Raw genomic sequence first — 25,754 nt, 5'->3', positions numbered from 1 at the left:
TTTCCTGACATCCATTAAAGGTCAGGCGTTGGTTGACGCAGCATCCGCGTCGCGTTGCATCGCCCGCTTTCGACAGGCGGTGCCAAATGCCTGGAAGATCGCGAGATAGTGCGGGTTAGAGCTTACCTGCCATTCGGGGTGCCATTGCACTCCTAAAGCAAAAGCCTTGCCCGCTGTAACAGAAAAAGCCTCGATCAAGCCATCCGGCGCGGTGGCTTCGACTTGCAAACCGGGCGCCAGGCGGTCAACGCCCTGGCTGTGGATCGAGTTGACCTGAATCGTCGACGGCAAGCCCAGGCTCGCCAATACGCCGTTCGGCGCAATCGCCACGGCGTGTGCCGGGCCGTACTGGACTGCCAGCGGCTGGGTGTCGTCTTCGCGGTGGTCCATCATGCCCGGCACTTCATGAACCTTCTGGTGCAGGCTGCCGCCAAAGGCCACGTTCATCTCCTGGAAACCCCGGCAGATGCCCAGCACCGGCACGCCCGCCGCAATCGCGGCACGCAGCAGCGGCAGCGTGGTTTGGTCCCGTGCAGAATCATGAGCAGTCCCGGGCGCGCTGGCCGGACCGTCGTAGTGAAAGGGTTCGATATTGGAAGGGGAGCCGGTAAATAGAATGCCGTCCAGACCGTCAAGAATATTGGCCGGTTCGAGCAAATCCCCAAGGGACGGAATGATCAATGGCAAGCCCTTGGCAGCGGTGGCCACTGCACGGACGTATTTGTCGCCACTGATGTGATAAGCATGCAGACCGACCTGTTTGGAGCAGGCGGTGACGCCGATTAACGGCAGGCGAGACATGAAGCACCCCGGTATTATTGCTGTTATGGGTTTGAATCGAGCTTAGCCTTGTTCATTTTTTTACACAACACCCCCGTAAAAAATACAACACGGCCCGCTCAAGCCCGCGAGTCCTACTCGTTGCAAACCGATAAAACCGCCCCAAAACGCCGCAAAAATGCCCTCGTGGCGCTTTTTTAGGGCAAAAAAGGCCTCGCTTGACTTCGGCATGCCGTTCGGGTTGACTGAAACCAGAAAAGATCAATGATTGATATTTTTAACAACAAAGGTGTTGCATCATGTCGGTACCCCCGCGTGCCGTTCAGCTTAACGAAGCGAACGCGTTCCTTAAGGATCATCCTGAGGTTCTGTACGTAGACCTTCTAATTGCGGATATGAATGGTGTGGTGCGCGGCAAGCGCATCGAACGCACCAGCCTCCACAAGGTTTACGAGAAGGGCATTAACCTGCCTGCCTCTTTATTTGCCCTGGATATCAACGGCTCGACGGTGGAAAGCACCGGCCTGGGTCTGGACATCGGTGATGCTGACCGAATCTGTTATCCGATCCCTGACACCCTGTGCAATGAACCCTGGCAAAAGCGCCCAACCGCGCAACTGCTGATGACCATGCACGAACTTGAAGGTGAACCTTTCTTCGCCGATCCGCGCGAAGTGCTCCGCCAAGTTGTAAGCAAATTTGACGACCTCGGTCTGACCATCTGCGCCGCCTTCGAGCTTGAGTTCTACCTGATCGACCAGGAGAACGTGAACGGCCGCCCACAACCGCCCCGCTCGCCGATCTCCGGCAAACGCCCGCACTCGACACAGGTCTACCTGATCGACGACCTCGACGAATACGTCGACTGCCTCCAGGACATCCTGGAAGGTGCCAAAGAGCAAGGCATCCCGGCCGACGCCATCGTCAAGGAAAGTGCTCCGGCGCAGTTCGAAGTGAACCTGCACCACGTCGCCGATCCGATCAAGGCCTGCGACTACGCGGTACTGCTCAAGCGCCTGATCAAGAACATCGCCTACGACCATGAGATGGACACCACCTTCATGGCCAAGCCTTACCCAGGCCAGGCAGGCAACGGTTTGCACGTACACATCTCCATTCTGGACAAGGACGGCAAGAACATCTTTGCCAGCGAGGATCCCGAGCAGAACGCCGCATTGCGCCACGCAATCGGCGGTGTGCTGGAGACCCTACCCGCCCAGATGGCGTTCCTGTGCCCTAACGTCAACTCCTACCGTCGTTTCGGCGCACAGTTCTACGTGCCGAACTCGCCGTGCTGGGGCCTGGACAACCGCACCGTGGCGATTCGCGTACCGACCGGCTCGTCCGACGCCGTACGGATCGAACACCGTGTCGCCGGCGCCGACGCCAACCCGTACCTGCTGATGGCTTCGGTGTTGGCAGGCGTGCACCACGGCCTGACCAACCAGATCGAGCCAGGCGCACCGGTGGAAGGCAACAGCTACGAGCAGAACGAACAAAGCCTGCCAAACAACCTGCGCGATGCATTGCGTGAGCTGGATGACAGCGAGGTGATGGCCAAGTACATCGATCCTAAATACATCGATATCTTCGTCGCCTGTAAGGAAAGTGAGCTGGAAGAGTTTGAACACTCCATCTCCGACCTTGAGTACAACTGGTACCTGCATACCGTCTAAACGGCGGCTGCATTAAAGAACGCCGCAGGCTTTTGGCCTGGGGCGTTTTTTTATGCTCGTTCCCACGCTCTGCGTGGGAACGTCTCTTAAGACGCTCTGCGTCTGCTCTTGTGACGCGGAGCGTCACGACTGCATTCCCACGCGGAGCGTGGGAACGATCATTAGGTCGCGTACAATGCCCGTTGCCTTGTAGGAGACATCCATGACCACCCGCCCCGCCCCGCCTCGCAAACCCCGTGCCCGCAGCCAGGCGCGGATCGACGCGATCCTCGACGCCGCCCGCACCTTGCTGGCCGCCGAAGGCGTGGCCAGTTTGTCGATCTACAGCGTGGCCGAGCGCGCGCAGATTCCGCCGTCGTCGGTGTATCACTTTTTCGCCAGCGTGCCGGCGCTGCTGGAAGCATTGACTGCGGATGTCCACGCCGCCTTCCGCGCGGCGATTCAGGCGCCCATCGACCATGCTTCACTCAAGCACTGGCGGGACCTTTCCTACATCGTTGAACAGCGCATGCTGACGATCTACGACCACGACGCCGCCGCACGCCAGTTGATCCTGGCGCAGCATGGGCTGACGGAGGTGACCCAGGCGGATCGTCAGCATGATCTGGAGTTAGGCGACTTGATGCTGGCCGTATTCAACCGTCACTTTGACGTGCCGACACTGCCGAGCGATGTGGATGTGTTTGCGCTGGCGCTGGAGCTGAGCGACCGCGTGTATGCGCGTTCGGTGCATCAGCATGGGCTGATTACGCCGCGCATGGCGGAGGAAGGGATGCGGGTGTTTGATGCTTACGTGGGGCTTTATTTGCCGGCTTACCTGCCTAAGCGTTGAGTTTTGTGGTGGCTGGGCGGGCCTCTTCGCGAGCAAGCCCGCTCCCACATTTAACCTCATTCCAACTTTGGAACTCGGTCGAATGTGGGAGCGGGCTTGCTCGCGAAAGCGGCCTCAAGAACGCCGCCAATCACAACTTGGCAATCGACACCTCAGTCGATTTAACAAACGCAATCACCTCACTGCCAATCACCAGTTCCAGCTCTTTGACCGAGCGGGTGGTGATCACCGAAGTGACGATACCGGACGCCGTCTGCACATCGATTTCCGACAGCACGTCGCCTTCGACGATTTCCTTGATGGTGCCTTTGAACTGGTTACGTACGTTGATCGCTTTAATAGTCATGTCGTTCTCTCTTCGTGGGACGCGTGAGTTATTGAGCCCAACGCAATTGCGTCGGCAGCGGTGAAACAGGTTCGGGTTCCGGGGGCGTGCCGGGCAGTGACAGCACACGGTTGAGCACTTCGGCTTCCAGCGCCGCCAGACGGTACGAGCCGCGGGCCCGTGGGCGTGGCAGGTCAACCAGCAGGTCGAGGCCGATTTCGCCGTCTTCGATCAGGATCACCCGGTCGGCAATGGCCACGGCTTCGCTGACGTCGTGGGTCACCAGCAACACGGTGAAACCGTGCTTGAGCCAGAGGTTTTCGATCAGTTGCTGCATCTCGATACGGGTCAGGGCATCCAGTGCGCCCAACGGTTCGTCGAGCAACAGCAGGCGCGGCTGGTGGATCAAGGCGCGGGCCAGAGCCACGCGTTGCTTCTGGCCACCGGACAACGCCGCCGGCCACTCATCGGCACGCTCGGCCAGGCCCACCGCTTCCAGGGCTTCCAAGGCCTTGGGCCGCCAGTTGCCCTTGAGGCCCAGGCCGACGTTGTCGATGATCTTTTTCCACGGCAGCAGACGCGCTTCCTGGAACATCAACCGCGTGTCTTCCAGCGCTTCGCTCAGCGGCGCGGAGCCGGCCAGCAGCTCGCCGCCGCTGGCTTTGTCCAAACCGGCGAGCAGGCGCAGCAAGGTACTTTTGCCGCACCCGCTACGGCCGACCACGGCCACGAACTGGCCAGCCGGAATATGCAGATCAATCTCTTTGAGCACTTCCCGCGCACCAAAGGCCTTGCGCAGTTTGCGCACCGCCAACGGGATGCCCTTGAGCAGGCGCGGAGGTTGTTGAGCGGTCATGCCGCACCTCCTTTATTCACTTGATACGCCGGATGCCAGCGCAACCACACACGTTCCAGGCCGCGGGCAGCGAGGTCGGCGAGCTTGCCGAGGATGGCGTACATGACAATCGCCAGCACCACCACGTCGGTCTGCAGGAATTCCCGGGCGTTCATCGCCAGGTAACCGATACCGGAGCTGGCCGATATGGTTTCCGCCACGATCAGCGTCAGCCACATAAAGCCCAGGGCAAAGCGCACGCCCACCAGGATCGACGGCAACGCACCCGGCAGGATCACCTGGCGGAACAGGCTGAAGCCGGACAAGCCGTAGCTGCGCGACATCTCCACCAACGCCGGGTCGACGTTGCGGATACCGTGGTAGGTGTTCAGGTAGATCGGGAACAGCGTGCCCAGGGCGACCAGGAAAATCTTCGCCGTCTCGTCAATGCCGAACCACAGGATCACCAGCGGAATCAGTGCCAGGTGCGGCACGTTGCGGATCATCTGCACCGAGCTGTCCAGCAGGCGCTCGCCCCACTTCGACAGGCCGGTGATAAAGCCCAGGGCCAGGCCGATGCTGCCGCCAATCACAAAACCCAGGCCCGCGCGCCAGCCACTGATGGCCAGGTGCGTCCAGATCTCGCCGCTGGCCACCAGGTGCACCCCGGCGGCAATCACGGCACTCGGCGCCGGCAGAATGCGCGTGGACAACCAACCGGCCGACACCGACAACTGCCAGATCGCCAGCAACAGAATCGGCAGCACCCAAGGCGCCACACGATGGCTCAATTTTTCATAGTTCATGGGCTGCCTCAGCTCGCCGACGCAGCTTTGGGAAGGATGTCGTTGGCGACCATCTCGCCGAACGGGCTCACATACCCGGCGCCCTTGGGCAGCTCGGGACGTTCGATATCCAAGTGGGGGAACAGCAACTCGGCGACGCGGTACGACTCTTCCAGGTGCGGATAACCGGAGAAGATAAAGGTGTCGATGCCCAGCGCCGCGTATTCATTCACCCGCGTCGCCACGGTTGGGCCATCGCCCACCAGCGCGGTGCCGGCACCGCCACGCACCAGGCCGACGCCGGCCCACAGGTTGGGGCTGACTTCGAGGTTGTCGCGGCTGCCGCCGTGCAAGGCGGCCATGCGCTGCTGGCCCACGGAGTCGAAGCGCGACAGCGAGGCCTGGGCGCGGGCGATAGTGTCGTCGTCCACGTGGGAGATCAGTTTGTCGGCGGCTTGCCACGCCTCTTCGTTGGTTTCGCGCACGATCACATGCAAGCGGATACCGAAACGCAGGGTGCGTCCGAGGTTCTCGGCCTTGGCCCGTACCTGGGCGATTTTTTCTGCGACGGCCGCTGGCGGCTCGCCCCAGGTCAGCACCATTTCCACCTGTTCAGCCGCCAGGTCCTGGGCCGCTTCGGAAGAACCGCCGAAGTACAGCGGCGGACGCGGTTGCTGGATCGGCGGGTAGAGCAACTTGGCGCCTTTGACGCTGATGTGCTCGCCGTCGTAATCCACGGTTTCGCCTTCCAGCACGCGGCGCCAGATGCGGGTGAATTCCACGGAGGCCTGATAGCGCTCTTCGTGGCTGAGGAACAAGCCATCGCCCGCCAGTTCTTCCGGGTCACCGCCGGTGACCAGGTTGAACAACGCACGCCCGCCAGACAGGCGGTCGAGGGTCGCGGCCTGACGCGCGGCCACCGTCGGGGAAATGATCCCGGGGCGCAGGGCAACCAGGAATTTCAGACGCTGGGTCACCGGGATCAGCGACGCCGCCACCAGCCACGAATCCTCGCAGGAGCGCCCGGTGGGGATCAGCACCCCGCCGAAGCCCAGGCGATCAGCGGCCTGGGCCACTTGCTGCAAATAACCGTGATCAACGGCGCGAGCGCCTTCGGCGGTGCCAAGGTAATGGCCGTCGCCGTGGGTAGGCAGGAACCAGAAAATATTGAGGCTCATGGAGTTGTCTCCTGAAGTAGTCGGATTACGGCGCTTTGGCAACGGCGGCGGGTGGCGTCCAGATCACGTCCTTGATGCTCAAGGGTTTCGGGATCAATTTGAGTTGGTAGAAGGTGTCGGCGATTTTCTGCTGGGCGGCGACCACGGCCGGGGTCAGGAACAGCGCGCCGTAGCCTTGGCGTTTCACCGAGGTCAGGGTGATGTCAGCCGGCAGGCCGAGCAGCGGTGCGACTTGATCGGTGACTTCCTGCGGGTTGGCCTTGGACCATTCGCCCACGGCGCGCACTTCTTCGATCAGGGCCTTGACCACTTCCGGGTGTTTTTCGGCATAGGGCTTGGTAGCCAGGTAGAACTGATGGTTGTCGGCGATGCCAGTGCCATCACGCAGGGTGCGCGCTTGCAGTTGTTTCTCGGCGGCGGCCTGGTACGGGTCCCAGATCACCCAGGCATCTACGCTGCCACGTTCGAACGCGGCGCGGGCATCGGCGGGCGGCAGGAAGACGGTCTGCACGTCGGTGTATTTGAGGCCGGCATCTTCCAGCGCACGTACCAGCAGGTAGTGCACGTTGGAGCCTTTGTTGAGCACGATTTTCTTGCCCTTGAGCTCGGCCACCGATTTGATCGGCGAGTCTTTCGGCACCAGGATCGCTTCGCTGGTCGGCGCAGGCGGCTCGTAGGCGACGTAGAGCAGGTCAGCGCCAGCCGCCTGGGCAAACACCGGTGGGGTTTCGCCGGTGACGCCAAAGTCGATGGAGCCGACGTTCAGGCCTTCGAGCAATTGCGGGCCGCCAGGGAACTCGGTCCACTGCACGTTCACGCCTTGGGCAGCCAGGCGTTTTTCCAAGGTGCCCTTGGCTTTGAGCAGCACCAGCGTGCCGTATTTCTGATAACCGATCCGCAGGGTTTCGGCGGCTTGGGCTTGAACAATGGCGCCGAAGGACACAGCCGCAGCAAACAGTGCGACCAGACCACGACGCAAGATGACAGTGCGCATGGCGCTCTCTCCAAATAATGCGTTTAGGGGGTTGGCTGCACCTGCTTGGCCGTTGGCGGCTGAGTAAGGTGAGTACTTCCAGGTTTCGATGTGGCTTAAATGCTCCAGCGAGCACTCAACAAACGTTCATTCAACACATGGGGGTCCAGCGGTTTCGGGCGGCGGGCCATGGCGCCGTAAAGCGTTTCCAGGGCTTCGTGCAAACGGTGTTCGAGCACCGGCACCAACTGTGCCTGGGCGCTGCCTTCGGCGTAGGCGATCTGGCTGTCTTCGGCAAAGATGCCGTGGAGCAACTCCTGGGCCTTGAGAGCCGACAGCACCGGCTTCAAGGCGTAATCCACCGCGAGCATGTGGGCGATACTGCCGCCCGTGGCCATTGGCAATACGATCTTGTGGGCCAGGGCACGTTCGGGCAGCAGGTCGAGTACGGTCTTGAGCGCGCCGGAGAACGACGCCTTGTACACCGGCGTAGCGATCACCAGGCCGTCGGCGTTGGCGACTTGCTGCAACAGGTCGATGACCTTGGGGCTGTCGAAGCGGGCGTGCAGCAAGTCTTCAGCCGGGAAGTCCCGTATCTGGTAACTCACCACTTCCACGCCTTTGTCTTGTAGCCACTGACGGGTTTTTTCCAGCAAGACCCCGGAGCGGGAACGCTGGCTGGGACTGCCTCCAAGTGTTACGACCAACATGCAGGAATTCCTTGAGCTAGTGCCGGCGGTTCGCTGTGTGGCGATGGCGCCAAGATGGGACAGACCATATCAGCAGATTTATATATCTTTAAATCTTATTTTTTCATGTGTTTATTCTTTAAATGCATATGGGATTTATGAAACGCCGGGCGAAAAAAAAGGCCGTGAAAACGGCCTGAAAACCCCTGCATTGTGAGCCTTGAAATGCGATCTAAATGTGGGAGCGGGCTTGCTCGCGAAAGCGGTGGGTCAGACAACACATCTGTGCCTGACAGACCGCATTCGCGAGCAAGCCCGCTCCCACATTGGTTCTGCGTTAGCGGTTGGGTTGTGGGGTCAGGCGCAGGTAAGGCTTCACTGCACGGTAACCCTTCGGAAAGCGCTTCTTGATCTCGTCCTCATCCTTGAGCGACGGCACGATCACCACTTCATCACCCTCCTGCCAGTTGGCCGGCGTGGCGACTTTGTAGTTGTCGGTCAGCTGCAACGAGTCGATGACCCGCAGGATTTCATGGAAGTTACGCCCGGTGCTCGCCGGGTAGGTAATGGTCAGGCGGATCTTCTTGTTCGGATCGATCACGAACAGGGAACGCACGGTGAGGGTGTCACTGGCGTTCGGGTGGATCAGGTCGTACAGGTCCGACACTTTGCGATCGGCATCGGCCAGGATCGGGAAGTTGACGGTAGTGTTCTGGGTTTCGTTGATGTCTTCGATCCACTTATGGTGCGAATCCACCGGGTCGACGGACAGGGCGATGGCCTTGACGCCGCGCTTGGCGAACTCGTCCTTGAGCTTGGCGGTAAAGCCCAGCTCAGTGGTGCACACCGGGGTGAAGTCCGCCGGATGGGAAAACAGCACGCCCCAGCTATCGCCCAGCCATTCGTGGAAACGAATCTTGCCGGCGCTGGAATCCTGTTCGAAGTCGGGGGCGATGTCGCCCAGTCTTAGGCTCATGGTGTGGCTCCTGGTGAGTGCTTATGGAGCCTACTGTGCATGGGTTGCGGATTATTTAAAAAGAATAAATATCGATTTATCTAGACGATAAAGGAATATTAAAAATCTGTTCATTGGACGCCACAACGGGCGAGGAGCACCATCCGCTTCAAGGTTCGAGAAGGCCTTGAGACGCTGTACAAAGAGGGGTTCAGGAAGGGCTTGCGGGGGTTTGGCCCGACTTGAAAGTAAAACGCCTTGCCCGGCGTCGCGCCGGGCAAGGTTTTACAACCAGTCTTACAGGATCGGCAGGGTGTAGCTGACGATCAGACGGTTTTCGTCCTGGTTACGCTGGGAAGCTACGTCGGAACGCAGCGAAGCGTTTTTCCAGGCAACGCCCAGACCTTTGAAAGTGCCTTCCGGTACTACGTAGCCCAGGTTGAAGTCACGTTCCCACTCGCCTTTGTCACCGGTCGCAGTGGCAACGTTGTCGCCCTTGAGGTACATGACGGAAGTGGTCAGGCCTGGCAGGCCGACAGCAGCGAAGTCATAGGCGTACTGGGCCAACCAGGTGCGCTCGCCGGCACGTTGGAACTTGCCGATCTGCACGTCGGTGATCAGGTACGAAGAAGCACCGTCACCCTGGTTGAGGAACGGGAAGTCGCTCGTGCCGTTTACGCGCTGGTAGCCGGCGCTGATCGCGTGGCCTTGCAGGGCGTAGGTGAACTTGGCGCTCCAGGTGCGGTTATCGACTTCACCGTTGTTCTGGTAGCCAGAAGCGCGGTAGCCGGCAACACGACCTTCCTGGCTGGCGTTCTTGCCATCGGAGTCACTGTTGAAGTAACGCAGGTCGGTCTTGAACACGCCCACTGGCAATGCCCAGTTGTGGGACAGGCCCAGGAAGTGCTGCTTGTAGAAGTCGGACAGGTTGCCGTAGTAGTACTGGGCAGTCAGGTCCTTGGTGATCTTGTAGTCACCACCGGCGTAGTAGAACTCGTTGCTGCGGGCGTTGGCGGTGGCGGTGCGGGTAGCGCCGTTGGAGCCAGCGATGGTCAGCGAGTCGTTGTTCGACGAGTTACGGCCTTTGGCGTGTTCCAACTTACCGCCAACCAGGGTCAGGTTGTCGATGTCGTTGGAGGTGATCTGGCCACCTTCAAAGGTTTGTGGCAGCAGACGACCGTCGTTGGAGGTCACCACCGGCAGTTTTGGCTGCAGGGTGCCCAGCTTCAATTCAGTCTTGGAGATCTTGACCTTGCCGGTCAGGCCAATGCTACCGAAATCGTTCACCGCACGACCATCGCTGTCGCTTGGGAACACAATGCCGCCCTTGTTGGCGCTATTGTTGTTGTAGGCAGTGCCTTTACCGGAGTCCAGACGCACGCCGTACAGGCCAATGGCGTCAACACCAAAACCAACGGTACCTTGGGTGTAGCCGGAAGCGAAGTTGAAGATGAAGCCTTGGCCCCATTCTTCTTGCTTGTTCGGCTTGGCGGTGCCGTCACGGTTGTCTTGGTTGATGTAGAAGTTGCGCGCAGTAACGCTCGCCTTGCTGTCTTCGATGAAACCGGCAGCGCCTGCTTGCTGGGCGATTGCGCCCAAAGCTACAGCCAAAGCCAAGGTGGACTTATTCATGTACCGCTCCTCTCATTTCTAATTTTTGTATTTCTTTGGTCTCGGGTCTGACGCCCTCGATCCACAGATGCGCGATTAGCACCGGATAGTGACTGACAAGTCAATCGTAACCTTGTGTGTCTACTACCTTCGTCTAACAGCAGTTAGATTTGGTCCTTGCAGGGTAATGAGTTTTTCATACACCCAAAAAGAATTGTTTCATCCTTTTTCATACGATTTGGGAATAAGCCTTTGCATGGCACGGATGGGTCAGGGAAGACGCCCCACTCCGTAAGCTAATTCCTAAAGGGTATTTGTTTGCGCTTTTTTAGATCGCCTAGTGTGGCCGTAGGGCTTCATACGTCACCCACGATCAAAAAGGCGACGCCATCATGGCCAAACGCGCATCCTCCCGTCAATTTGTTACAGTTTTTGTATCGCTTATATTTTTTTGCGGTTTCAGCCGCCGAGACGGCGAGTTGTAACCGCAGGCCGCAATCTACCCGTCGTCGCGTTTATCGTATCGGCGCAGATCAATACTTCTGAAGCATGGGTGATGCGTAACGGCAGCCACATTGACGCACCCCGGATGCCGAGGCGCAGCAAACCGTTGCCTGTTTTAAAGGCTGCACGGCGAAGGCGATTTGGGAAGTGGCGAAGTTCAAATGTGGGAGCTGGCTTGCCTGCGATGCTGACAACTCGGTCTTTCAGGAAAACCGAGGTGATGCTATCGCAGGCAAGCCAGCTCCCACAGAAGCCAGGCCTGGGCTGAATCAGAGGGCCTTTTCGAAGATCTTCGAATTACGCTGGTAGTTGTACAGCGACGCCCGCGCCGACGGCAGGCGGTCCACGCTGCTCGGCACAAAACCACGCTCACGGAACCAGTGCGCAGTGCGCGTCGTCAGCACGAACAAAGTCTTCAAGCCTTGCGCCCGTGCGCGGGTCTCGATGCGCTCCAGCAACACATCGCCGCGTGCGCCGTGGCGGTATTCCGGGTTCACCGCCAGGCACGCCAGCTCGCCGGCGTCCGAATCGGCGATCTGATACAGCGCCGCACAGGCGATGATCATGCCTTCACGCTCGACCACGCTGAACTGCTCGATCTCGCGCTCCAGCACTTCCCGCGAACGGCGCACCAGAATGCCCTGCTCTTCCAGCGGGCTGATCAAATCGAGCAAGCCGCCGACGTCTTCAATCGCCGCTTCACGCACCTGCTCGAATTGCTCCTGGGCCACCAGCGTACCGCCGCCGTCCCGGGTAAACAGTTCGGTGAGCAACGCGCCATCTTCGGCGTAACTGACGATATGGCTGCGCCCTACCCCACCACGGCACGCTTCGGCGGCGGCATCGAGCAGTTCGGCCTGGTAGTTGCTGCCCAGGCGTTGCAGATGCGCCGGCACTTGTTGCGGGCGCAACTCACGCACCAGGCGACCATTTTCATCGATCAGGCCCTTGTCCGCGCCAAACAGCAGCAGCTTGTCGGCGCCCAGGTCGATGGCGGCGCGGGTGGCGACGTCTTCGCAGGCTAAGTTGAAGATTTCACCGGTGGGCGAATAACCCAGCGGCGACAGCAGCACGATGGAGCGCTCGTCCAGCAGGCGGCCGATACCCTTGCGGTCAACCCGGCGCACTTCGCCGGTGTGGTGGTAGTCCACGCCTTCCAGCACGCCAATCGGCCGTGCCGTCACCAGGTTGCCGCTGGCCACCCGCAGGCGCGAGCCCTGCATCGGCGACGAGGCCATGTCCATCGACAAGCGTGCTTCGATGGCGATACGCAGATGGCCGACCGCGTCGATCACACACTCCAGCGTCGCCGCATCGGTGATGCGCAGGCCTTCGTGGTAAGCCGGGGTCAGGCCACGGGCTTCAAGACGGGTTTCGATTTGCGGGCGCGAACCGTGGACCAGCACCAGCCGCACGCCCAGGCTGTGGAGCAGCACCAGGTCGTGGACGATATTGCCGAAGTTGGGATGTTCCACGCCGTCGCCGGGCAACATGACCACAAAGGTGCAGTCGCGGTGGGCGTTGACGTAAGGAGAAGCGTGACGAAGCCAATTAACGTAGTCGGGCATAACACCTGGGCCTGTAATAAAAAGCAGCCGAAAAAGGATCAATCATGAAAGCGCACAGCGGGCTGATGGTTATCGTCGGAACAGGCTTGGCGACACGCTCACTCTCCTTCATATGTACGAACAGACAGGGGTTAATTTATGCGGGTTTCAGGCAGTAGTGTTCGATCAGTTCCCGCAATAGACGCACTGTAGGCGTCAAGCGTGACATTTCGAGGTACTCGCCCGGCTGGTGGGCGCAGGCGATATCGCCAGGGCCGAGCACCAGGGTTTCACAACCAAGGCGCTGAAGATAAGGCGCTTCGGTGCCGAACGCTACTGCTTCGGCACGATGACCGGTCAAACGTTCCGCAACCCGCACCAGTTCGGCGTCTTCAGGCTGTTCGAACGGCGGCACTTCGGGGAACAGCGGCGCGTAGTCGATCTGCACCTGATGGCGCTCGGCCAGGGGTTCGAGCTTCTGGCGGATGGCGGCGCGCAACACCTCCGGATCCATGCCCGGCAGCGGACGCAGGTCGAACTCCAGGGAGCACTGGCCGCAGATGCGGTTGGGGTTGTCGCCACCGTGAATGCAGCCGAAGTTCATCGTTGGCTGGGGCACGCTGAATTGCGGGTTGCGGTACTGGCCCTGCCACACCTGGCGCAAGCCGCGCAGTTCGCTGATGGCATCGTGCATGGCTTCCAGGGCGCTGTGGCCCAGGCTTGGGTCCGACGAATGGCCGCTGCGACCGAGGATGTCGATGCGCTCCATCATCACGCCTTTGTGCAGGCGGATCGGCTTGAGGCCGGTGGGCTCGCCGATCACCGCCGCACGCCCCAGCGGGCGCCCGGCTTCGGCCAGCGCGCGGGCGCCGGACATGGAGCTTTCTTCATCGCAGGTGGCGAGGATCAGCAACGGTTGCTTGAACGGCTGATCCAGCAGCGGCAGCACGGCTTCAATCACCAGCGCGAAAAAGCCCTTCATGTCGCAACTGCCCAATCCTACCCAGCGGCCGTCGACTTCCGTCAGCTTGAGCGGATCGGTCTTCCACAGCGCCGCGTCGTAAGGCACGGTATCGCTATGCCCCGCCAGCACCAGGCCGCCGGGGCCGCTGCCAAAGCTGGCGAGCAGGTTGAACTTGCCGGGGCTGACCTGCTGGATGTCGATGGCGAAACCCAGATCCCCCAGCCAACTGGCGAGCAAATCGATCACCGGGCGGTTGGTCTGGTCGAGAGACGCTTGGGTGCAACTGACCGACGGCGCGGCAATCAACGCGGCGAACTGCTCTTTCATGGACGGTAATGGCATGCGCGGTCTCTCAACTTCCCGGATGAAGCCCACTATAGAGCCATCTGCACGACACAATAAACCGTTGCGGCGCGTTGCCGGGCTCAGTCCTGTACACTGCACGGCCTTGGCAGCCACACATTTCCCCGGCTGCGCTCCCGATCCTGGATTTTCCGGCCATGCAGAAAGAAACCGAAATCAAGCTCCGCGTCAGCCGCGAAACCCTCGCCGCGCTGCGTGAGCACCCGCTACTGAAAAAACGCAACAAAAGTGGCTGGGAACGCCGTGAGTTGATGAACCAGTATTTCGACACCCCCGAGCGCGACCTGGCCCAGGCCAAAGTCGCCCTGCGCCTGCGCAAGGACGGTGACGAGATCATCCAGACCCTCAAGACCCGTGGCCTAAGCGTCGCCGGTTTGTCGGAACGCAACGAGTACAACTGGGACCTGCCCAAAGCCAAGCTCGATGTGAAGAAACTCGACGGCGAATGCTGGCCCGAGCAACTGGCCGAGCTGGACAAAAAAACCCTCAAGCCGATCTTCACCACCGACTTCGTGCGTGAACGCGCCGAAATCGCCTGGGGCCGTGGCAAGGCCAAGGTGGTCATCGAAGCCGCCCTGGATCTGGGCCACGTCGTGGTCGGCAAGCAGAAAGAAGAAATCTGCGAGCTGGAACTGGAACTGCGCGAAGGTGAACCGGCCGCCCTGCTGGAACTGGCCGCCGAACTGGCCGCGACCCTGGCGTTGATGCCGTGTGACATCAGCAAGGCCGAGCGCGGCTACCGTCTGTATGACGCCAGCAGCTACTCCCTGAGCCTGCCGGCGCCGCAGATCCACGCCGAAATGCCGCTGGACGACGCCTTCGCCGCGATCATGTGGCACCTGCTCGGCAGCAGCCAGCGCCTGGCCGAGCAATACCGTTTCAATGGCCACTGGCGCTTGCTGCAAGACTGGGTCGAGAACCTCGGCGAACTGCGCGCCCTGATCGGCAGCCTCGGCCAGGCCGCACCACGCCAATCCACCAGCGAACTGCGCAGCGCACTGGATGCCCTGCTGGAAGACTGGCGCCCACTGGTGCAAGCCGGTGATGACGACGAAGACATCCGCAAAGCCGCACCCGAGCAATTCATTGAAGAATTGGACGACGTGCGCTGGGGCCTGTTCTCACTGAACACCTCGCGCTGGCTGTTGGCCCGCGCCTGGACCGCCGAGCGTAACGTGCGCGGCAACCGCCAGGGCGCTGCGCAAATCACCAACTGGCTACCGCGCCTGCTGGCCGACGACGCCGTTGCCCTGCAACTGCCGCGCTACCAGCAACAGCCGGAAGACCTGGCCGAGCAACTGCCGCGTATCGAACGCATCCAGGCGTGGCTGCACCATGCTCGCCATGTGGTGGACATCCCGGAAATGGACCGTTTGTACGGCGAGCTGAACAAGCTGGCGCAACTGGCCAACCAGCCGATCACCGATGAGTCGCTGGATGCACGCATGCACCAGGCGATTGCGGTGTATCAGAACCGGGCGTGGAAGACCTTGTTGCGTCTGTAATCCAAATGTGGGAGCGGGCTTGCTCGCGAAAGCGGTGTGTCAGTCACAAGTTTTACAACTGACCCACCGCCTTCGCGAGCAAGCCCGCTCCCACAGGGTCAGCGCAACACTGGCAAGCTGGTAGTGGACTTGATCTCCGACAACGCCACAATCGAATTGACCTCCTGAATCCCCGGCACCATCGACAACTTCTCAAAGAAAAACCGCTCGTACGCCTCGATATCCGCTGTAACGATGCGCAGCAGAAAATCCACCGCCCCCATCAGCACATAACACTCCAAGACTTCTGGAAACCCGCGAATCGCGTCGGTGAACTCAGTGAAGTTGGAGCGCCCGTGAGCGTTGAGTTTGACCTCGGCGAATATCTGCGTGTTGAGGCCGATCTTTTTGCGATCCAGCAACGTCACCTGCGCGCGAATCACGCCCTCCTCCTTGAGCCGCTGGATACGGCGCCAGCACGGCGACTGGGACAGGCCGACCTGTTCGGCAATCTGCGCGCTGGAGAGCGAGGCGTCCTCTTGCAGCAAGGCCAGGATGCGACGGTCGTAGGCGTCCAGCTCACTGTGCATATAAATACCTTCTATGGCGATTATCTTGAATTGAATGATTCGAAATTTCGAAATATTGGCTCATCTTAGATAAGAAATCTCCGTTGGCGAATGTAAAAATTTCTCCAGTCGAATCTGGAGAATTCCCATGCACGCCGTCGAAACTAGCCACTCTGTTACCCGCGCCGATGTGTGGGCCGTCAACAGCGCCCACTGCCAGGCGCATTACCAAATCGTCGCCGAAGCGGAACCGGATGTGCTGTGCCGGGTGCTCAACTATTTCGCCCTGCAATTCCTCACGCCACAGCAGGTGACGGTGAACCGCGAACACGACCTGCTGAAGATCGACATCACCCTGGACGGCCTGAGCTGGCACCGTGCCCAAGTGATCGGTGAAAAGATTCGAAACCTGATCAGCGTGTGTTCGCTGGAACTGTGGCCGGCTGATGCCGTGCGGGCTTCGGCGCTGGTGGCAGCGGCTCAGTAAAAGTCTGCAATACACCCTGGGAGGCAGATTGGCAGGGGCTGACTAGCCTGGGATTACGCCCACCACCCCCCCAGGAAACCCTAGATGCCTGCTGATCAACGCTTGGAATTGCTGCCGTTGTTGCCGCCCTTGATCGACACGGGGCTGGTGACCGCCGACATGGCAAAGCGCCTGTCTGCGCTTGCGACCAGCAACACCCTGCATCCCCTGGAAAGCATCGCCGCCCTGGGGCCATCGCTGGAGAGTCTGACCCAGTGGCTGGCCGAACATGCCAGGCAACCGTATTGGCGTATCGACCCGCTGAAGATCGACGTCGCCGCCGTCGTCCCCTTGATGTCCCACGCCTTCGCCCAACGCCACGCCATTCTTGCCGTGGCGGTGGATGCGCACACCGTCACCATCGCCAGTGCCCAGCCGTTCGTCACCAGTTGGGAAGCGGGGTTGGCCCAGGTCCTCAAGCGCTCGATCAAGCGCGTGGTGGCCAACCCCCAGGACATCCAACGCTGCATCGGCGAGTTTTACCGGCTGGCGAAGTCCGTCAGCGGTGCCGATCAAAAGATGACGGCACCGGGCCCTTTCGAGCTGCTCAACCTCAACGCCAGCGACCAGGAGCCCGATGCCAACGACGCCCATATCGTCAACATCGTCGACTGGCTGTTGCAGTACGCCTTTGCCCAGCGCGCCAGCGATATCCATATAGAACCGGGCCGAGAACAGGGCCGCGTGCGCTTTCGCATCGATGGGCTGCTGCACGACGTCTACCAATTTCCGCACCAGGTGACGATGGCGGTCGTCAGCCGCCTGAAAAGCCTGGGACGGATGAACGTGGCGGAGAAACGCAAACCTCAGGACGGCCGGGTCAAGACCAAAAGCCCAACGGGCACCGAAGTGGAATTACGCCTTTCAACCCTGCCCACCGCGTTTGGCGAAAAACTGGTGATGCGCGTTTTCGACCCGCAGGTCCTGCTCAAGGATTTCGACCAATTGGGCTTATCCGCCGAGGACCAGCGACGCTGGCACACCATGACCTGCCAGGCCCACGGCATCATCCTGGTCACCGGCCCTACCGGTTCCGGCAAGACCAGCACGCTCTACACCACGCTCAAGCAACTGGCGACCCGAGAGGTCAACCTGTGCACGGTGGAAGACCCTATCGAGATGGTTGAACCGGCGTTCAACCAGATGCAGGTCCAGCACAATATCGACCTGACCTTCGCCAGCGGCATCCGCGCACTGCTGCGCCAGGACCCGGACATCATCATGATCGGCGAGATCCGCGACCAGGAAACCGCAGAAATGGCGATCCAGGCGGCACTGACCGGGCACCTGGTACTGGCCACCCTGCACACCAACGACGCACCCAGCGCGGTCGCCCGCTTACAGGAGCTGGGGATTGCTCATTATTTGATCAGGGCTACCCTTATAGGGGTGATGGCGCAACGCTTGGTGCGACTGTTGTGCCCGCACTGCAAACGAATGCGCGAAGACGCCCATGAGGCCGTTGGCTGCGGGGAGTGTCGAAACAGCGGTTACCGGGGCCGTGCCGGCGTCTATGAAATCATGGTGCTGGACGAACACCTCAAGGCGTTGATCACCCCTGGCACCGACGTGCAGGCCCTGCGCCAGAGCGCGATAGCCCAAGGCATGTGCAGCCTGCGCATGGCCGCCACGGAAAAGGCCAGCGCCGGCCTGACTACCATGGCCGAAGTGTTGCGGGTCACACCCGGGGATCCAGAAACAAATCCTTTGATTGTTGCGGCGTGAAACCGTTTTTATCAGTGGCAACATCGTTACACTCCGCTCACTGACAACATTGGATAGGGAATCGCTATGCAGATCGGAACCGTACTGCTTATTTTCGTGGGCTTGGCCGTGGCCTTGCTCATCATGGGCTTCAAGGTGGTGCCCCAGGGCTACCAATGGACGGTGGAGCGTTTCGGCCGCTACACCAACACCCTCAAGCCCGGCCTGAACATCATCATCCCGGTCATGGACCGCATCGGTCGCAAGATCAACGTGATGGAAAGCGTGCTGGATATCCCGCCACAGGAAGTCATCACCGCCGACAACGCCACCGTGCAGATCGACGCCGTGTGCTTCTTCCAGGTGGTCAATACCGCCCAGGCCGCCTACGAGGTCAACAACCTCGAACACGCCATTCGCAACCTGCTGCAAACCAACATTCGTACCGTCCTCGGTTCCATGGAGCTGGATGCGATGCTCAGCCAGCGTGACGGCATCAACGAGAAGCTGCTGCGTACCGTCGATGAAGCCACCGCGCCATGGGGCATCAAGATCACCCGTATCGAGATCAAGGACATCAGCCCGCCAGCTGACCTGATGGCCGCCATGTCCGGCCAGATGAAAGCCGAGCGGATCAAGCGTGCACAGATCCTTGAAGCCGAAGGCCTGCGGGCGTCGGCGATCCTGACTGCCGAAGGCAAGAAGCAGGCGCAGATCCTGGAGGCCGAAGGTAGCCGCCAGGCAGCGTTCCTCGAATCCGAAGCCCGTGAGCGTCAGGCCGAAGCCGAAGCGCGCGCGACACAAGTGGTGTCGGAAGCAATCGCCTCGGGCAACGTGCAGGCGGTCAACTATTTCGTCGCGCAAAAATACATCGACGCCCTCGGCAAACTGGCCTCGGCCAACAACAGCAAGGTGATCCTGATGCCGCTGGAAGCCAGCCAGGTGATCGGCGCGGTCGGCGGTATCGGCGAGATCGTCAAGGCGACCTTCGACAGCAAGAAAGGCTGAGGCGACCACCATGTGGGACTTCCTGCAGCATCTTTCGTTTTGGGATTGGCTGGCGCTGGGTACGGTGCTGCTGATTCTTGAGGTCTTCGGTGCCGGCGGTTACCTGTTGTGGATGGGTATCGCAGCGGCTGCCGTGGGTGTGATCAAGTTTCTGGTGCCGTCCCTGGGGCTGGAATGGCAACTGCTGCTGTTTGCGGTGCTGTCGCTGCTGACGGCGCTGGCGTGGTGGAAACGTCTGCGCAGCAGTGCCAAGCCCAGCGACCAACCCGGGCTCAATGAACGGGGTTCGGAGCTGGTTGGGCGCATCTTCGTGGTGCATCAGCCGATTATCGATGGCCGGGGCAAGGTCAAAGTCGGCGATGGCGTCTGGATGGTGACCGGCCCTGACAGCCCTGCGGGCGCTCAAGTCCGGGTGGTTGGTCAGGATGGGGTGATTTTAAAGGTTGAAACTGTTTAGTCACTGATGGAACTCGGGGGGGCTGACTACAATCATAAAGTACAGATAACCACCCGGAGTCACCCATCATGCGTCTCAAATATGCTGTCGCAACCCTCGCTGTGCTTTCCCTCCCTGTCGGTTCAGCCATGGCCGACAGTTTCTGGCGCAATGTCATCTCGTCGGGCGCCACTACCGGCTCGACGTACCTGACCTTCAAGGACCACAAATTGGTGGTCGCTGCGCAAGATGACGCGGGCAGCTTTGTTGCCAGCGACGGCGGCATCCGCGGTCCGTACCTGGAAGCCGCAATGCAGAAAGTCCGCGCCGACAACCCTGGCCTGCAAGCCACGGACATGGAGCTGGCCAACGCCATTCTCGCGAAAAACGCCGTCACCGAGTAACACACGCCCCATAAAAAATGCCGCTTTTAAGCGGCATTTTTGTATTCGTTCTTACAGCCATCAGTACTGATAACTACACATACATTCTGCTTTTCCCCAACTGATCGAGATAGGTCCTGTCGTGACAAGCGTGGGCCAGATCACAAGCTATGGATTCCTTTTATACAAAGCGAATCACCGCCCATGCACAAGCTTGTCTACGCGATACTTCTCGCTACATTCACAACCTCCCACGCTCAAGCAGAAAGCTGGTACGGGTCGGCAAAACTCAACAGCACTCGCCAAAACCTCTCTAGTGCGTTGCTGACCAGCCCTCGCGTCACCGAGCGTGTGCAAGCCCCCGATAGCACCAAGTCACTCGTCGCCTCGTTTGCAGTGGGTTATGCCTTTATCGATGGCTGGCGCGTGGAAGGGGAATACACGATGCCAAACAGCTCTGCGTTCAAATCCTACTGGGCGCCCTTCAATGCCAACGTCAACAACCTGCAGGTCAACAGCCAGCGCTTGATGCTCAATGGCTACAAGGACATCCCGATCAACCATTGGCTGTCGTTTTACGGCATGGCTGGGATGGGGGTTGCACGGGTTGAAGCCGAGGGCTACCAAACCGTCGATATCCGCCGTTTCGCCAATAACCGCCAGCATAATTTCGCCTACAGTGTGGGCATGGGCCTGGAGGCCAAGGCCAACGAACAAGTCACCCTGGGCGCCGGGTACCGATACGTTGCCATGGGCGATGTAGAAACCGGCTACAACACCTTCGCCAACCGCATAAATGCCCGAGATGAACAGCTCAAAGGCAAACTCAAGGAGCAAAATGTGTTTCTGGAGGCACGTTTGTCCTTCTGACTTGCGACAGGGAATGCCGTTCATAGAGCGGCATTTTTCGCCGTCATCATGACGATTCATTCACGGGCGACAGGCTATATTCAGTCGAGCCGTGCAACCATGCCGGTTCTGATAAGCCTTTTCTCATCGCCAATCTGAAACGGATGCCTTCGTCGTCATGAGCCAACAGCCCTTCCTGCCGTTCTCCAAACCCACCATCGACGAAGCCACTATCTCCGCAGTCGGCGATGTACTGCGCTCGGGCTGGATCACCAGCGGGCCGAAAGTGCAGGCATTCGAAGCCCAGCTGTCGGAATATTTTGGCGGCCGTCCGGTGCGCACGTTCAACTCGGGCACCTGCACCATGGAGATTGCCCTGCGCATCGCCGGGGTCGGCCCGGGCGATGAGGTCATCACCACGCCGATCTCCTGGGTCGCCACGGCCAACGTAATCCTGGAAGTGGGTGCTACGCCGGTGTTCGCCGATATCGACCCGGTTACCCGCAATATCGACCTGGCCCAAGTCGAAGCCGCGATCACCCCGCGCACCAAGGCGATCATCCCGGTTTACCTGGCTGGCCTGCCGTTGGACATGCCGATGCTTTACGCACTGGCCAACAAGTACAAGCTGCGCATCGTCGAAGACGCCGCCCAGGCCCTGGGTTCCAGCTGGGATGGCGAACGCATCGGCGCCACCGGGGACTTCGTGTCGTTCAGCTTCCAGGCGAATAAGAACATCACCTCCTCCGAAGGCGGCTGCCTGGTGTTGAACAACGCCGAAGAAGCGCGCCTGGCCGAGAAGTACCGCCTGCAAGGCGTGACCCGTACCGGCTTCGACGGACTGGATGTGGATGTGTTGGGCGGCAAGTTCAACATGACCGATATCGCGGCGGCCATCGGCCTGGGGCAGTTTGCCCATATCGAGAAGATCACCGCCCATCGCCAGAACCTGGCGCGGCACTATTTCAAATGCTTCGGCAGCGACTTTGAAGAGACATACGGCGCGCAACTGCCACCGGCGGATTTCGAAAACAGCAACTGGCACCTGTTCCAACTGGTGCTGCCGGAGCGTCAGGACGGCCTGCCAGCCCGGGCCACGTTCATGGAGCAGATGCAGGCCCACGGCGTCGGCATTGGCTATCACTACCCGCCGATCCACCTGCTCAGCCTTTATCGGGCACAGGGATTCAAGGAAGGCATGTTCCCGGTGGCGGAAAAGGTTGGGCGCTTGATCGTGTCGTTGCCGATGTTCACGGCGATGACCGAGGCGGATGTGGAGCGTTCGGTGGCGGCAGTGAAAGCCGTGTTGAAAGCGAGCTGAAAAATCTGGCTCACCCCAATCAAATGTGGGAGCTGGCTTTTGTGGCGAGGGAGCTTGCTCCCGCTGGGCTGCGTAGCGGCCCCAAAATCTTGGGAGCGCTTCGCACTCCAGCGGGAGCAAGCTCCCTCGCCACAGCAAGCCACACAGTGCGTACTACTTACTCGCCGATGGCAGCTTTGTAGCCGGCAGCATCCAGCAGTTTGTCCAGGTCAGCCGAGTTGGCTGGCTTGATCTTGAAGATCCAGGCGCCATACGGGTCAGAGTTCAACAACTCAGGCTCGCCGCTCAGGGCCTCGTTCACTGCAATCACTTCGCCAGCAATTGGCGAGTAGATATCCGAAGCGGCTTTCACCGACTCAACCACACCCGCCTGATCAGCTGCGGCAAACACGTTGCCCACTTCGGTCAGCTCGACAAACACCACATCACCCAACGCTTCCTGGGCATGGTCGGAGATACCAACGGTCACGGTGCCGTCAGCTTCCAGTCGGGCCCATTCGTGACTTTCGGCAAAACGCAGGTCGGCAGGGATATCGCTCATAGTCTGTGTCCTCAAGAAGTAATGTCAGCGGCCTTCGGCCTGCCGGAAATAGGTTAGATCAAGGTTTTACCATGGCGCACGAAGGTCGGCTTGACCACTCGAACCGGATACCACTTGCCGCGGATTTCCACTTCGGCCCGATCGGCCGTTGCCGTCGGTACACGCGCCAGGGCAATGGATTTGCTCAACGTAGGAGAGAAACTACCACTGGTGATCTCTCCTTCGCCAACATTGGCGATACGAACCACCTGGTGAGCGCGTAAAACCCCGCGTTCTTCCAGCACCAGCCCGACCAATTTGAACTGCACACCGGCCGCCAATTCGGCTTCCAGCGCGGCGCGGCCGATGAAATTGCGCCCGGCAGGCTCCCAGGCAATGCTCCAGGCCATGTTGGCGGCGAGCGGGGAAACGTCCTGGTGGATGTCCTGGCCGTACAGGTTCATGCCGGCTTCAAGGCGCAGGGTATCGCGGGCACCGAGGCCGATGGGGGAAATGCCGGCGCCCACCAGGTCGTTGAAAAAACCCGGGGCCTGATCGGCCGGCAACACAATCTCCAGGCCGTCTTCGCCGGTATAACCGGTGCGGGCGATAAACCAATCGCCATCGGCCAGGCCTTCGAAGGGCTTGAGCTGGTGAATCAGGGCGCTGCGGGACTGGGTGACCAGCTCGGCGATCTTCTGCCGGGCGTGGGGGCCCTGGATGGCGAGCATGGCCAACTCGGACCGCTCATTGAGCTGCACTTGGAAGCCGCCCAATTGCGCCTGCATCCAGGCCATGTCCTGGTCGCGAGTGGCGGCGTTGACCACCAGCCGGTAGCCGGCGTCGGTACGGTAGACGATCATGTCGTCCACCACGCCGCCCTTGTCGTTGAGCATGGCGCTGTACAACGCACGGCCGCAGCCATGCAGACGCTCGACATCATTGGCCAGCAGGTGCTGGAGCCATTCCTTGGCCTGGGGGCCGGTGACATCGATTACGGTCATATGAGATACATCGAACACCCCGCAGTCGCGTCGCACCTGATGGTGTTCTTCAACTTGCGAGCCGTAATGCAGAGGCATATCCCAACCGCCAAAATCGACCATTTTCGCGCCGAGGGCGAGATGCAGGTCATACAGAGGCGTACGCTGTCCCATGGGTTTCTCCTTCCGGGCTTGGCGAAGGTGCGCAGCGTTGCCATACGCGCTGAATGCCTTGAGTTACAAGGCCTGTAGCCACATATAGCAACCCAGCCAGTAAGGCGGAGCGCACCGAATGCCGCGCATTGTAGCCGCAAGCCGTGGGCCTGGCACCTAAGCGATTTGTCGAGCAGAGCGGCGAATCAACCCAATCACCGGCAGCAGGCCGACCAACACCAGCGTCAGCGCTGGCAATGACGCACGCGCCCACTCGCCTTCGCTGGTCATTTCAAAGATCCGAACCGCCAGGGTGTCCCAGCCAAACGGGCGCATCAGCAAGGTCGCGGGCATTTCCTTGAGCACGTCGACGAACACCAGCAACGCCGCACTCAGCGTTCCCGGCAGCAACAACGGCAGATACACTTTGCAAAACAGTCGCGGCCCACTCACCCCCAGGCTGCGGGCAGCTTCCGGCAACGACGGGCGGATGCGCGCCAGGCTGTTTTCCAGCGGCCCATAGGCCACCGCCAAAAAGCGCACCAGATACGCCAGCACCAGCGCCGACAGGCTGCCCAGCAGCAATGGCTTGCCCGCACCGCCTAACCAGCCGGACAGCGGCACCACCAGTTCGCGGTCCAGGTAGCTGAACGCCAACATGATCGACACCGCCAGCACTGAACCCGGCAAGGCGTAGCCGACGTTGGCCAGGCTGATGCCGGAGCGGATCGCCCGGGTCGGCGCCAGGCGGTTGGCGAACGCCAGCACCAGCGCCACGCTGACCGTGATCAATGCGGCGATACCGCCCAGGTAAAGGGTATGGACGATCAGGCCCGAATAGCGCTCATCCAGGTCGAAACGACCGCGCTGCCAAAACCACGCGACCAGCTGCAGCATCGGGATGACAAACGCGCAGGCAAACACCAACCCACACCAACTGCTGGCCGCCGCAGCCTTGAACCCGCGCAGGTGGTACAGCGCCTTGCCCCTTGGCCGCTCGTTGCTCGGCCGGCTGGCGCCCCTGGCACGGCGCTCGCCGTACAGCACCAGCATCACCACCAGCAGCAACAGGCTGGCCAACTGCGCCGCACTCGACAGGCTGAAAAAGCCGTACCAGGTTTTATAAATGGCGGTGGTGAAGGTATCGAAGTTGAACACCGAGACCGCGCCGAAATCCGCCAGGGTCTCCATCAGCGCCAACGCCACACCCGCCCCGATCGCCGGCCGCGCCATGGGCAGGGCGACGCGCCAGAACGCTTGCCAAGGCGATTGCCCCAGCACCCGCGCGGCCTCCATCAGCCCTTTGCCCTGGGCGAGGAACGCGGTGCGCGCCAGCAGGTAGACGTAGGGATAGAACACCAGCACCAAGACGATAATCACGCCGCTGGTGGACCGCACACGCGGCAGGCGCAGACCGCTGCCGAACCATTCGCGCAAGAGGGTTTGCACCGGGCCGGCGAAGTCCAGCAGGCCGACAAACACAAAGGCCAGCACATAAGCCGGAATCGCGAAGGGCAGCATCAGTGCCCAATCCAGCCAGCGCCGCCCGGGGAATTCGCAGAGGCTGGTGAGCCAGGCCAGGCTGACGCCAAGCACGGTCACGCCGACACCGACGCCGAGTACCAGAGTCAGGGTGTTGCCCAACAGGCGCGGCATCTGGGTTGCCCAGAGGTGTGACCAGATTTGCGCGTCGATACTTTGCCAGGACAGCAACAGCACGCTCAGCGGCAGCAGCACCAGGGCGGCGACGGTGAAGACCGGCAGGTACCAGCGGCGTTGGACGGGGTGGGCCAAAGGGGTG

The 25,754-nt window shown here is 60.5% G+C and carries 26 protein-coding genes and 1 pseudogene; 12 read left to right on the top strand and 15 right to left on the bottom strand.

All coding sequences use genetic code 11. From position 1 onward, the window contains the following. Nucleotides 1-21: 21 nt before the first annotated feature. Nucleotides 22-801: a gamma-glutamyl-gamma-aminobutyrate hydrolase family protein gene (locus ACZRMO_RS07135; protein ID WP_463972363.1), complete on the bottom strand. Its 780-nt coding sequence runs from the start codon at nucleotides 799-801 to the stop codon at nucleotides 22-24. A 278-nt stretch (nucleotides 802-1,079) separates the two neighbouring features. On the opposite strand from ACZRMO_RS07135, the gene ACZRMO_RS07130 reads away from it, so the two are divergent. Together ACZRMO_RS07130 and ACZRMO_RS07125 are read left to right on the top strand one after the other, a co-directional pair. Next, nucleotides 1,080-2,456 carry a glutamine synthetase family protein gene (locus ACZRMO_RS07130; protein ID WP_026137087.1) on the top strand — a complete coding sequence of 459 codons (1,377 nt, stop codon included), beginning with the start codon at nucleotides 1,080-1,082 and terminating at the stop codon, nucleotides 2,454-2,456. A 202-nt stretch (nucleotides 2,457-2,658) separates the two neighbouring features. Beyond that, nucleotides 2,659-3,288: a TetR/AcrR family transcriptional regulator gene (locus ACZRMO_RS07125; RefSeq protein ID WP_463972362.1), complete on the top strand. Its 630-nt coding sequence runs from the start codon at nucleotides 2,659-2,661 to the stop codon at nucleotides 3,286-3,288. A 130-nt stretch (nucleotides 3,289-3,418) separates the two neighbouring features. Here the strand turns inward: ACZRMO_RS07125 and ACZRMO_RS07120 are convergent, their stop codons facing one another. From ACZRMO_RS07120 to ssuE, 6 genes are all read right to left on the bottom strand, one after another. Next, the gene (locus ACZRMO_RS07120; protein ID WP_003213899.1) at nucleotides 3,419-3,634 is read right to left on the bottom strand and encodes a TOBE domain-containing protein; all 216 of its coding nucleotides are present in this window, start codon (nucleotides 3,632-3,634) and stop codon (nucleotides 3,419-3,421) included. 28 nt (nucleotides 3,635-3,662) lie between these two features. Continuing rightward, nucleotides 3,663-4,469: an aliphatic sulfonates ABC transporter ATP-binding protein gene (gene ssuB, locus ACZRMO_RS07115; protein ID WP_124526827.1), complete on the bottom strand. Its 807-nt coding sequence runs from the start codon at nucleotides 4,467-4,469 to the stop codon at nucleotides 3,663-3,665. Then, nucleotides 4,466-5,254, bottom strand: coding sequence for an aliphatic sulfonate ABC transporter permease SsuC (ssuC, locus tag ACZRMO_RS07110; protein ID WP_017739045.1), 789 nt, complete (start codon nucleotides 5,252-5,254; stop codon nucleotides 4,466-4,468). The genes ssuB and ssuC overlap by 4 nt, the downstream gene beginning before the upstream one ends. A gap of 8 nt (nucleotides 5,255-5,262) precedes the next feature. Further along, nucleotides 5,263-6,411 carry an FMNH2-dependent alkanesulfonate monooxygenase gene (gene ssuD / locus ACZRMO_RS07105; RefSeq protein ID WP_463972361.1) on the bottom strand — a complete coding sequence of 383 codons (1,149 nt, stop codon included), beginning with the start codon at nucleotides 6,409-6,411 and terminating at the stop codon, nucleotides 5,263-5,265. Nucleotides 6,412-6,436: 25 nt separating this feature from the next. Then, entirely contained in the window at nucleotides 6,437-7,405 is a 969-nt protein-coding gene (locus ACZRMO_RS07100) for a sulfonate ABC transporter substrate-binding protein (RefSeq protein WP_124526828.1), read from the bottom strand. 95 nt (nucleotides 7,406-7,500) lie between these two features. Next, nucleotides 7,501-8,094 (bottom strand): NADPH-dependent FMN reductase, encoded by a 594-nt coding sequence (gene ssuE / locus ACZRMO_RS07095; protein WP_124526829.1) that lies wholly within the window; start codon nucleotides 8,092-8,094, stop codon nucleotides 7,501-7,503. Between ssuE and ACZRMO_RS07090 the strand changes: the two genes are divergently transcribed. Beyond that, on the top strand, nucleotides 8,093-8,290 hold the full coding sequence (locus ACZRMO_RS07090; RefSeq protein WP_463972360.1) for a hypothetical protein: 198 nt from the start codon (nucleotides 8,093-8,095) through the stop codon (nucleotides 8,288-8,290). The two genes, ssuE and ACZRMO_RS07090, sit on opposite strands and share 2 nt — an antisense overlap. A 120-nt stretch (nucleotides 8,291-8,410) precedes the next feature. Here the strand turns inward: ACZRMO_RS07090 and ACZRMO_RS07085 are convergent, their stop codons facing one another. Beyond that, nucleotides 8,411-9,049, bottom strand: coding sequence for a peroxiredoxin (locus ACZRMO_RS07085; RefSeq protein ID WP_463972359.1), 639 nt, complete (start codon nucleotides 9,047-9,049; stop codon nucleotides 8,411-8,413). Nucleotides 9,050-9,325: 276 nt separating this feature from the next. After that, the gene (locus ACZRMO_RS07080; protein WP_017739050.1) at nucleotides 9,326-10,660 is read right to left on the bottom strand and encodes an OprD family porin; all 1,335 of its coding nucleotides are present in this window, start codon (nucleotides 10,658-10,660) and stop codon (nucleotides 9,326-9,328) included. Between the two features lie 466 nt (nucleotides 10,661-11,126). Here ACZRMO_RS07080 and tauA point away from each other — a divergent pair. Continuing rightward, nucleotides 11,127-11,225 (top strand): annotated as a pseudogene (tauA, locus tag ACZRMO_RS07075) (taurine ABC transporter substrate-binding protein); the annotation flags it as partial. Nucleotides 11,226-11,412: 187 nt separating this feature from the next. On the opposite strand, the gene argA reads toward tauA, so the two are convergent. Both argA and argE read right to left on the bottom strand, forming a co-directional pair. Further along, entirely contained in the window at nucleotides 11,413-12,711 is a 1,299-nt protein-coding gene (gene argA, locus ACZRMO_RS07070) for an amino-acid N-acetyltransferase (RefSeq protein WP_124526832.1), read from the bottom strand. A 136-nt stretch (nucleotides 12,712-12,847) separates the two neighbouring features. Next, entirely contained in the window at nucleotides 12,848-13,996 is a 1,149-nt protein-coding gene (argE, locus tag ACZRMO_RS07065; RefSeq protein WP_124526833.1) for an acetylornithine deacetylase, read from the bottom strand. Between the two features lie 158 nt (nucleotides 13,997-14,154). On the opposite strand from argE, the gene ACZRMO_RS07060 reads away from it, so the two are divergent. Further along, nucleotides 14,155-15,522 carry a CYTH domain-containing protein gene (locus ACZRMO_RS07060; RefSeq protein ID WP_463972358.1) on the top strand — a complete coding sequence of 456 codons (1,368 nt, stop codon included), beginning with the start codon at nucleotides 14,155-14,157 and terminating at the stop codon, nucleotides 15,520-15,522. Between the two features lie 98 nt (nucleotides 15,523-15,620). Here ACZRMO_RS07060 and ACZRMO_RS07055 read toward each other — a convergent pair whose 3' ends face one another. Beyond that, nucleotides 15,621-16,091, bottom strand: coding sequence for an Lrp/AsnC family transcriptional regulator (locus tag ACZRMO_RS07055; protein WP_017739054.1), 471 nt, complete (start codon nucleotides 16,089-16,091; stop codon nucleotides 15,621-15,623). A gap of 127 nt (nucleotides 16,092-16,218) precedes the next feature. Between ACZRMO_RS07055 and ACZRMO_RS07050 the strand changes: the two genes are divergently transcribed. From ACZRMO_RS07050 to ACZRMO_RS07020, 7 genes are all read left to right on the top strand, one after another. Then, the gene (locus tag ACZRMO_RS07050; protein WP_463972357.1) at nucleotides 16,219-16,557 is read left to right on the top strand and encodes a hypothetical protein; all 339 of its coding nucleotides are present in this window, start codon (nucleotides 16,219-16,221) and stop codon (nucleotides 16,555-16,557) included. 84 nt (nucleotides 16,558-16,641) lie between these two features. Then, nucleotides 16,642-18,321 (top strand): GspE/PulE family protein, encoded by a 1,680-nt coding sequence (locus ACZRMO_RS07045; protein WP_463972356.1) that lies wholly within the window; start codon nucleotides 16,642-16,644, stop codon nucleotides 18,319-18,321. A 66-nt stretch (nucleotides 18,322-18,387) separates the two neighbouring features. After that, nucleotides 18,388-19,308 carry an SPFH domain-containing protein gene (locus tag ACZRMO_RS07040; protein ID WP_017739057.1) on the top strand — a complete coding sequence of 307 codons (921 nt, stop codon included), beginning with the start codon at nucleotides 18,388-18,390 and terminating at the stop codon, nucleotides 19,306-19,308. 10 nt (nucleotides 19,309-19,318) lie between these two features. Next, entirely contained in the window at nucleotides 19,319-19,765 is a 447-nt protein-coding gene (locus ACZRMO_RS07035) for an NfeD family protein (RefSeq protein WP_463972355.1), read from the top strand. 68 nt (nucleotides 19,766-19,833) lie between these two features. Continuing rightward, nucleotides 19,834-20,148 (top strand): DUF2388 domain-containing protein, encoded by a 315-nt coding sequence (locus tag ACZRMO_RS07030; protein ID WP_003176799.1) that lies wholly within the window; start codon nucleotides 19,834-19,836, stop codon nucleotides 20,146-20,148. Between the two features lie 183 nt (nucleotides 20,149-20,331). Continuing rightward, entirely contained in the window at nucleotides 20,332-20,997 is a 666-nt protein-coding gene (locus tag ACZRMO_RS07025; RefSeq protein ID WP_463972354.1) for an outer membrane protein, read from the top strand. Nucleotides 20,998-21,154: 157 nt separating this feature from the next. Next, nucleotides 21,155-22,297: a DegT/DnrJ/EryC1/StrS family aminotransferase gene (locus ACZRMO_RS07020; RefSeq protein ID WP_463972353.1), complete on the top strand. Its 1,143-nt coding sequence runs from the start codon at nucleotides 21,155-21,157 to the stop codon at nucleotides 22,295-22,297. Nucleotides 22,298-22,454: 157 nt separating this feature from the next. Here the strand turns inward: ACZRMO_RS07020 and gcvH are convergent, their stop codons facing one another. From gcvH to ACZRMO_RS07005, 3 genes are all read right to left on the bottom strand, one after another. Further along, on the bottom strand, nucleotides 22,455-22,838 hold the full coding sequence (gene gcvH / locus ACZRMO_RS07015; protein ID WP_463972352.1) for a glycine cleavage system protein GcvH: 384 nt from the start codon (nucleotides 22,836-22,838) through the stop codon (nucleotides 22,455-22,457). A 53-nt stretch (nucleotides 22,839-22,891) separates the two neighbouring features. Continuing rightward, on the bottom strand, nucleotides 22,892-23,974 hold the full coding sequence (gene gcvT / locus ACZRMO_RS07010; protein WP_463972351.1) for a glycine cleavage system aminomethyltransferase GcvT: 1,083 nt from the start codon (nucleotides 23,972-23,974) through the stop codon (nucleotides 22,892-22,894). A 156-nt stretch (nucleotides 23,975-24,130) separates the two neighbouring features. Beyond that, nucleotides 24,131-25,747, bottom strand: coding sequence for an ABC transporter permease (locus ACZRMO_RS07005; RefSeq protein ID WP_463972350.1), 1,617 nt, complete (start codon nucleotides 25,745-25,747; stop codon nucleotides 24,131-24,133). Between the last annotated feature and the right edge of the window lie 7 nt (nucleotides 25,748-25,754).

This window comes from Pseudomonas sp. B611 (assembly GCF_055407965.1).
Note: the sequence above shows the minus strand (reverse complement) of the source record. Positions and strands in the feature narration are given on the sequence as shown.

Coding starts and splice junctions, on each gene's coding strand:
- ACZRMO_RS07135 (WP_463972363.1), bottom strand. CDS start 801: ATGTCTCGCCTGCCGTTAATCGGCGTCACCGCCTGCTCCAAACAGGTC.
- ACZRMO_RS07130 (WP_026137087.1), top strand. CDS start 1,080: ATGTCGGTACCCCCGCGTGCCGTTCAGCTTAACGAAGCGAACGCGTTC.
- ACZRMO_RS07125 (WP_463972362.1), top strand. CDS start 2,659: ATGACCACCCGCCCCGCCCCGCCTCGCAAACCCCGTGCCCGCAGCCAG.
- ACZRMO_RS07120 (WP_003213899.1), bottom strand. CDS start 3,634: ATGACTATTAAAGCGATCAACGTACGTAACCAGTTCAAAGGCACCATC.
- ssuB (WP_124526827.1), bottom strand. CDS start 4,469: ATGACCGCTCAACAACCTCCGCGCCTGCTCAAGGGCATCCCGTTGGCG.
- ssuC (WP_017739045.1), bottom strand. CDS start 5,254: ATGAACTATGAAAAATTGAGCCATCGTGTGGCGCCTTGGGTGCTGCCG.
- ssuD (WP_463972361.1), bottom strand. CDS start 6,411: ATGAGCCTCAATATTTTCTGGTTCCTGCCTACCCACGGCGACGGCCAT.
- ACZRMO_RS07100 (WP_124526828.1), bottom strand. CDS start 7,405: ATGCGCACTGTCATCTTGCGTCGTGGTCTGGTCGCACTGTTTGCTGCG.
- ACZRMO_RS07090 (WP_463972360.1), top strand. CDS start 8,093: ATGCAGGAATTCCTTGAGCTAGTGCCGGCGGTTCGCTGTGTGGCGATG.
- ssuE (WP_124526829.1), bottom strand. CDS start 8,094: ATGTTGGTCGTAACACTTGGAGGCAGTCCCAGCCAGCGTTCCCGCTCC.
- ACZRMO_RS07085 (WP_463972359.1), bottom strand. CDS start 9,049: ATGAGCCTAAGACTGGGCGACATCGCCCCCGACTTCGAACAGGATTCC.
- ACZRMO_RS07080 (WP_017739050.1), bottom strand. CDS start 10,660: ATGAATAAGTCCACCTTGGCTTTGGCTGTAGCTTTGGGCGCAATCGCC.
- argA (WP_124526832.1), bottom strand. CDS start 12,711: ATGCCCGACTACGTTAATTGGCTTCGTCACGCTTCTCCTTACGTCAAC.
- argE (WP_124526833.1), bottom strand. CDS start 13,996: ATGCCATTACCGTCCATGAAAGAGCAGTTCGCCGCGTTGATTGCCGCG.
- ACZRMO_RS07060 (WP_463972358.1), top strand. CDS start 14,155: ATGCAGAAAGAAACCGAAATCAAGCTCCGCGTCAGCCGCGAAACCCTC.
- ACZRMO_RS07055 (WP_017739054.1), bottom strand. CDS start 16,091: ATGCACAGTGAGCTGGACGCCTACGACCGTCGCATCCTGGCCTTGCTG.
- ACZRMO_RS07050 (WP_463972357.1), top strand. CDS start 16,219: ATGCACGCCGTCGAAACTAGCCACTCTGTTACCCGCGCCGATGTGTGG.
- ACZRMO_RS07045 (WP_463972356.1), top strand. CDS start 16,642: ATGCCTGCTGATCAACGCTTGGAATTGCTGCCGTTGTTGCCGCCCTTG.
- ACZRMO_RS07040 (WP_017739057.1), top strand. CDS start 18,388: ATGCAGATCGGAACCGTACTGCTTATTTTCGTGGGCTTGGCCGTGGCC.
- ACZRMO_RS07035 (WP_463972355.1), top strand. CDS start 19,319: ATGTGGGACTTCCTGCAGCATCTTTCGTTTTGGGATTGGCTGGCGCTG.
- ACZRMO_RS07030 (WP_003176799.1), top strand. CDS start 19,834: ATGCGTCTCAAATATGCTGTCGCAACCCTCGCTGTGCTTTCCCTCCCT.
- ACZRMO_RS07025 (WP_463972354.1), top strand. CDS start 20,332: ATGCACAAGCTTGTCTACGCGATACTTCTCGCTACATTCACAACCTCC.
- ACZRMO_RS07020 (WP_463972353.1), top strand. CDS start 21,155: ATGAGCCAACAGCCCTTCCTGCCGTTCTCCAAACCCACCATCGACGAA.
- gcvH (WP_463972352.1), bottom strand. CDS start 22,838: ATGAGCGATATCCCTGCCGACCTGCGTTTTGCCGAAAGTCACGAATGG.
- gcvT (WP_463972351.1), bottom strand. CDS start 23,974: ATGGGACAGCGTACGCCTCTGTATGACCTGCATCTCGCCCTCGGCGCG.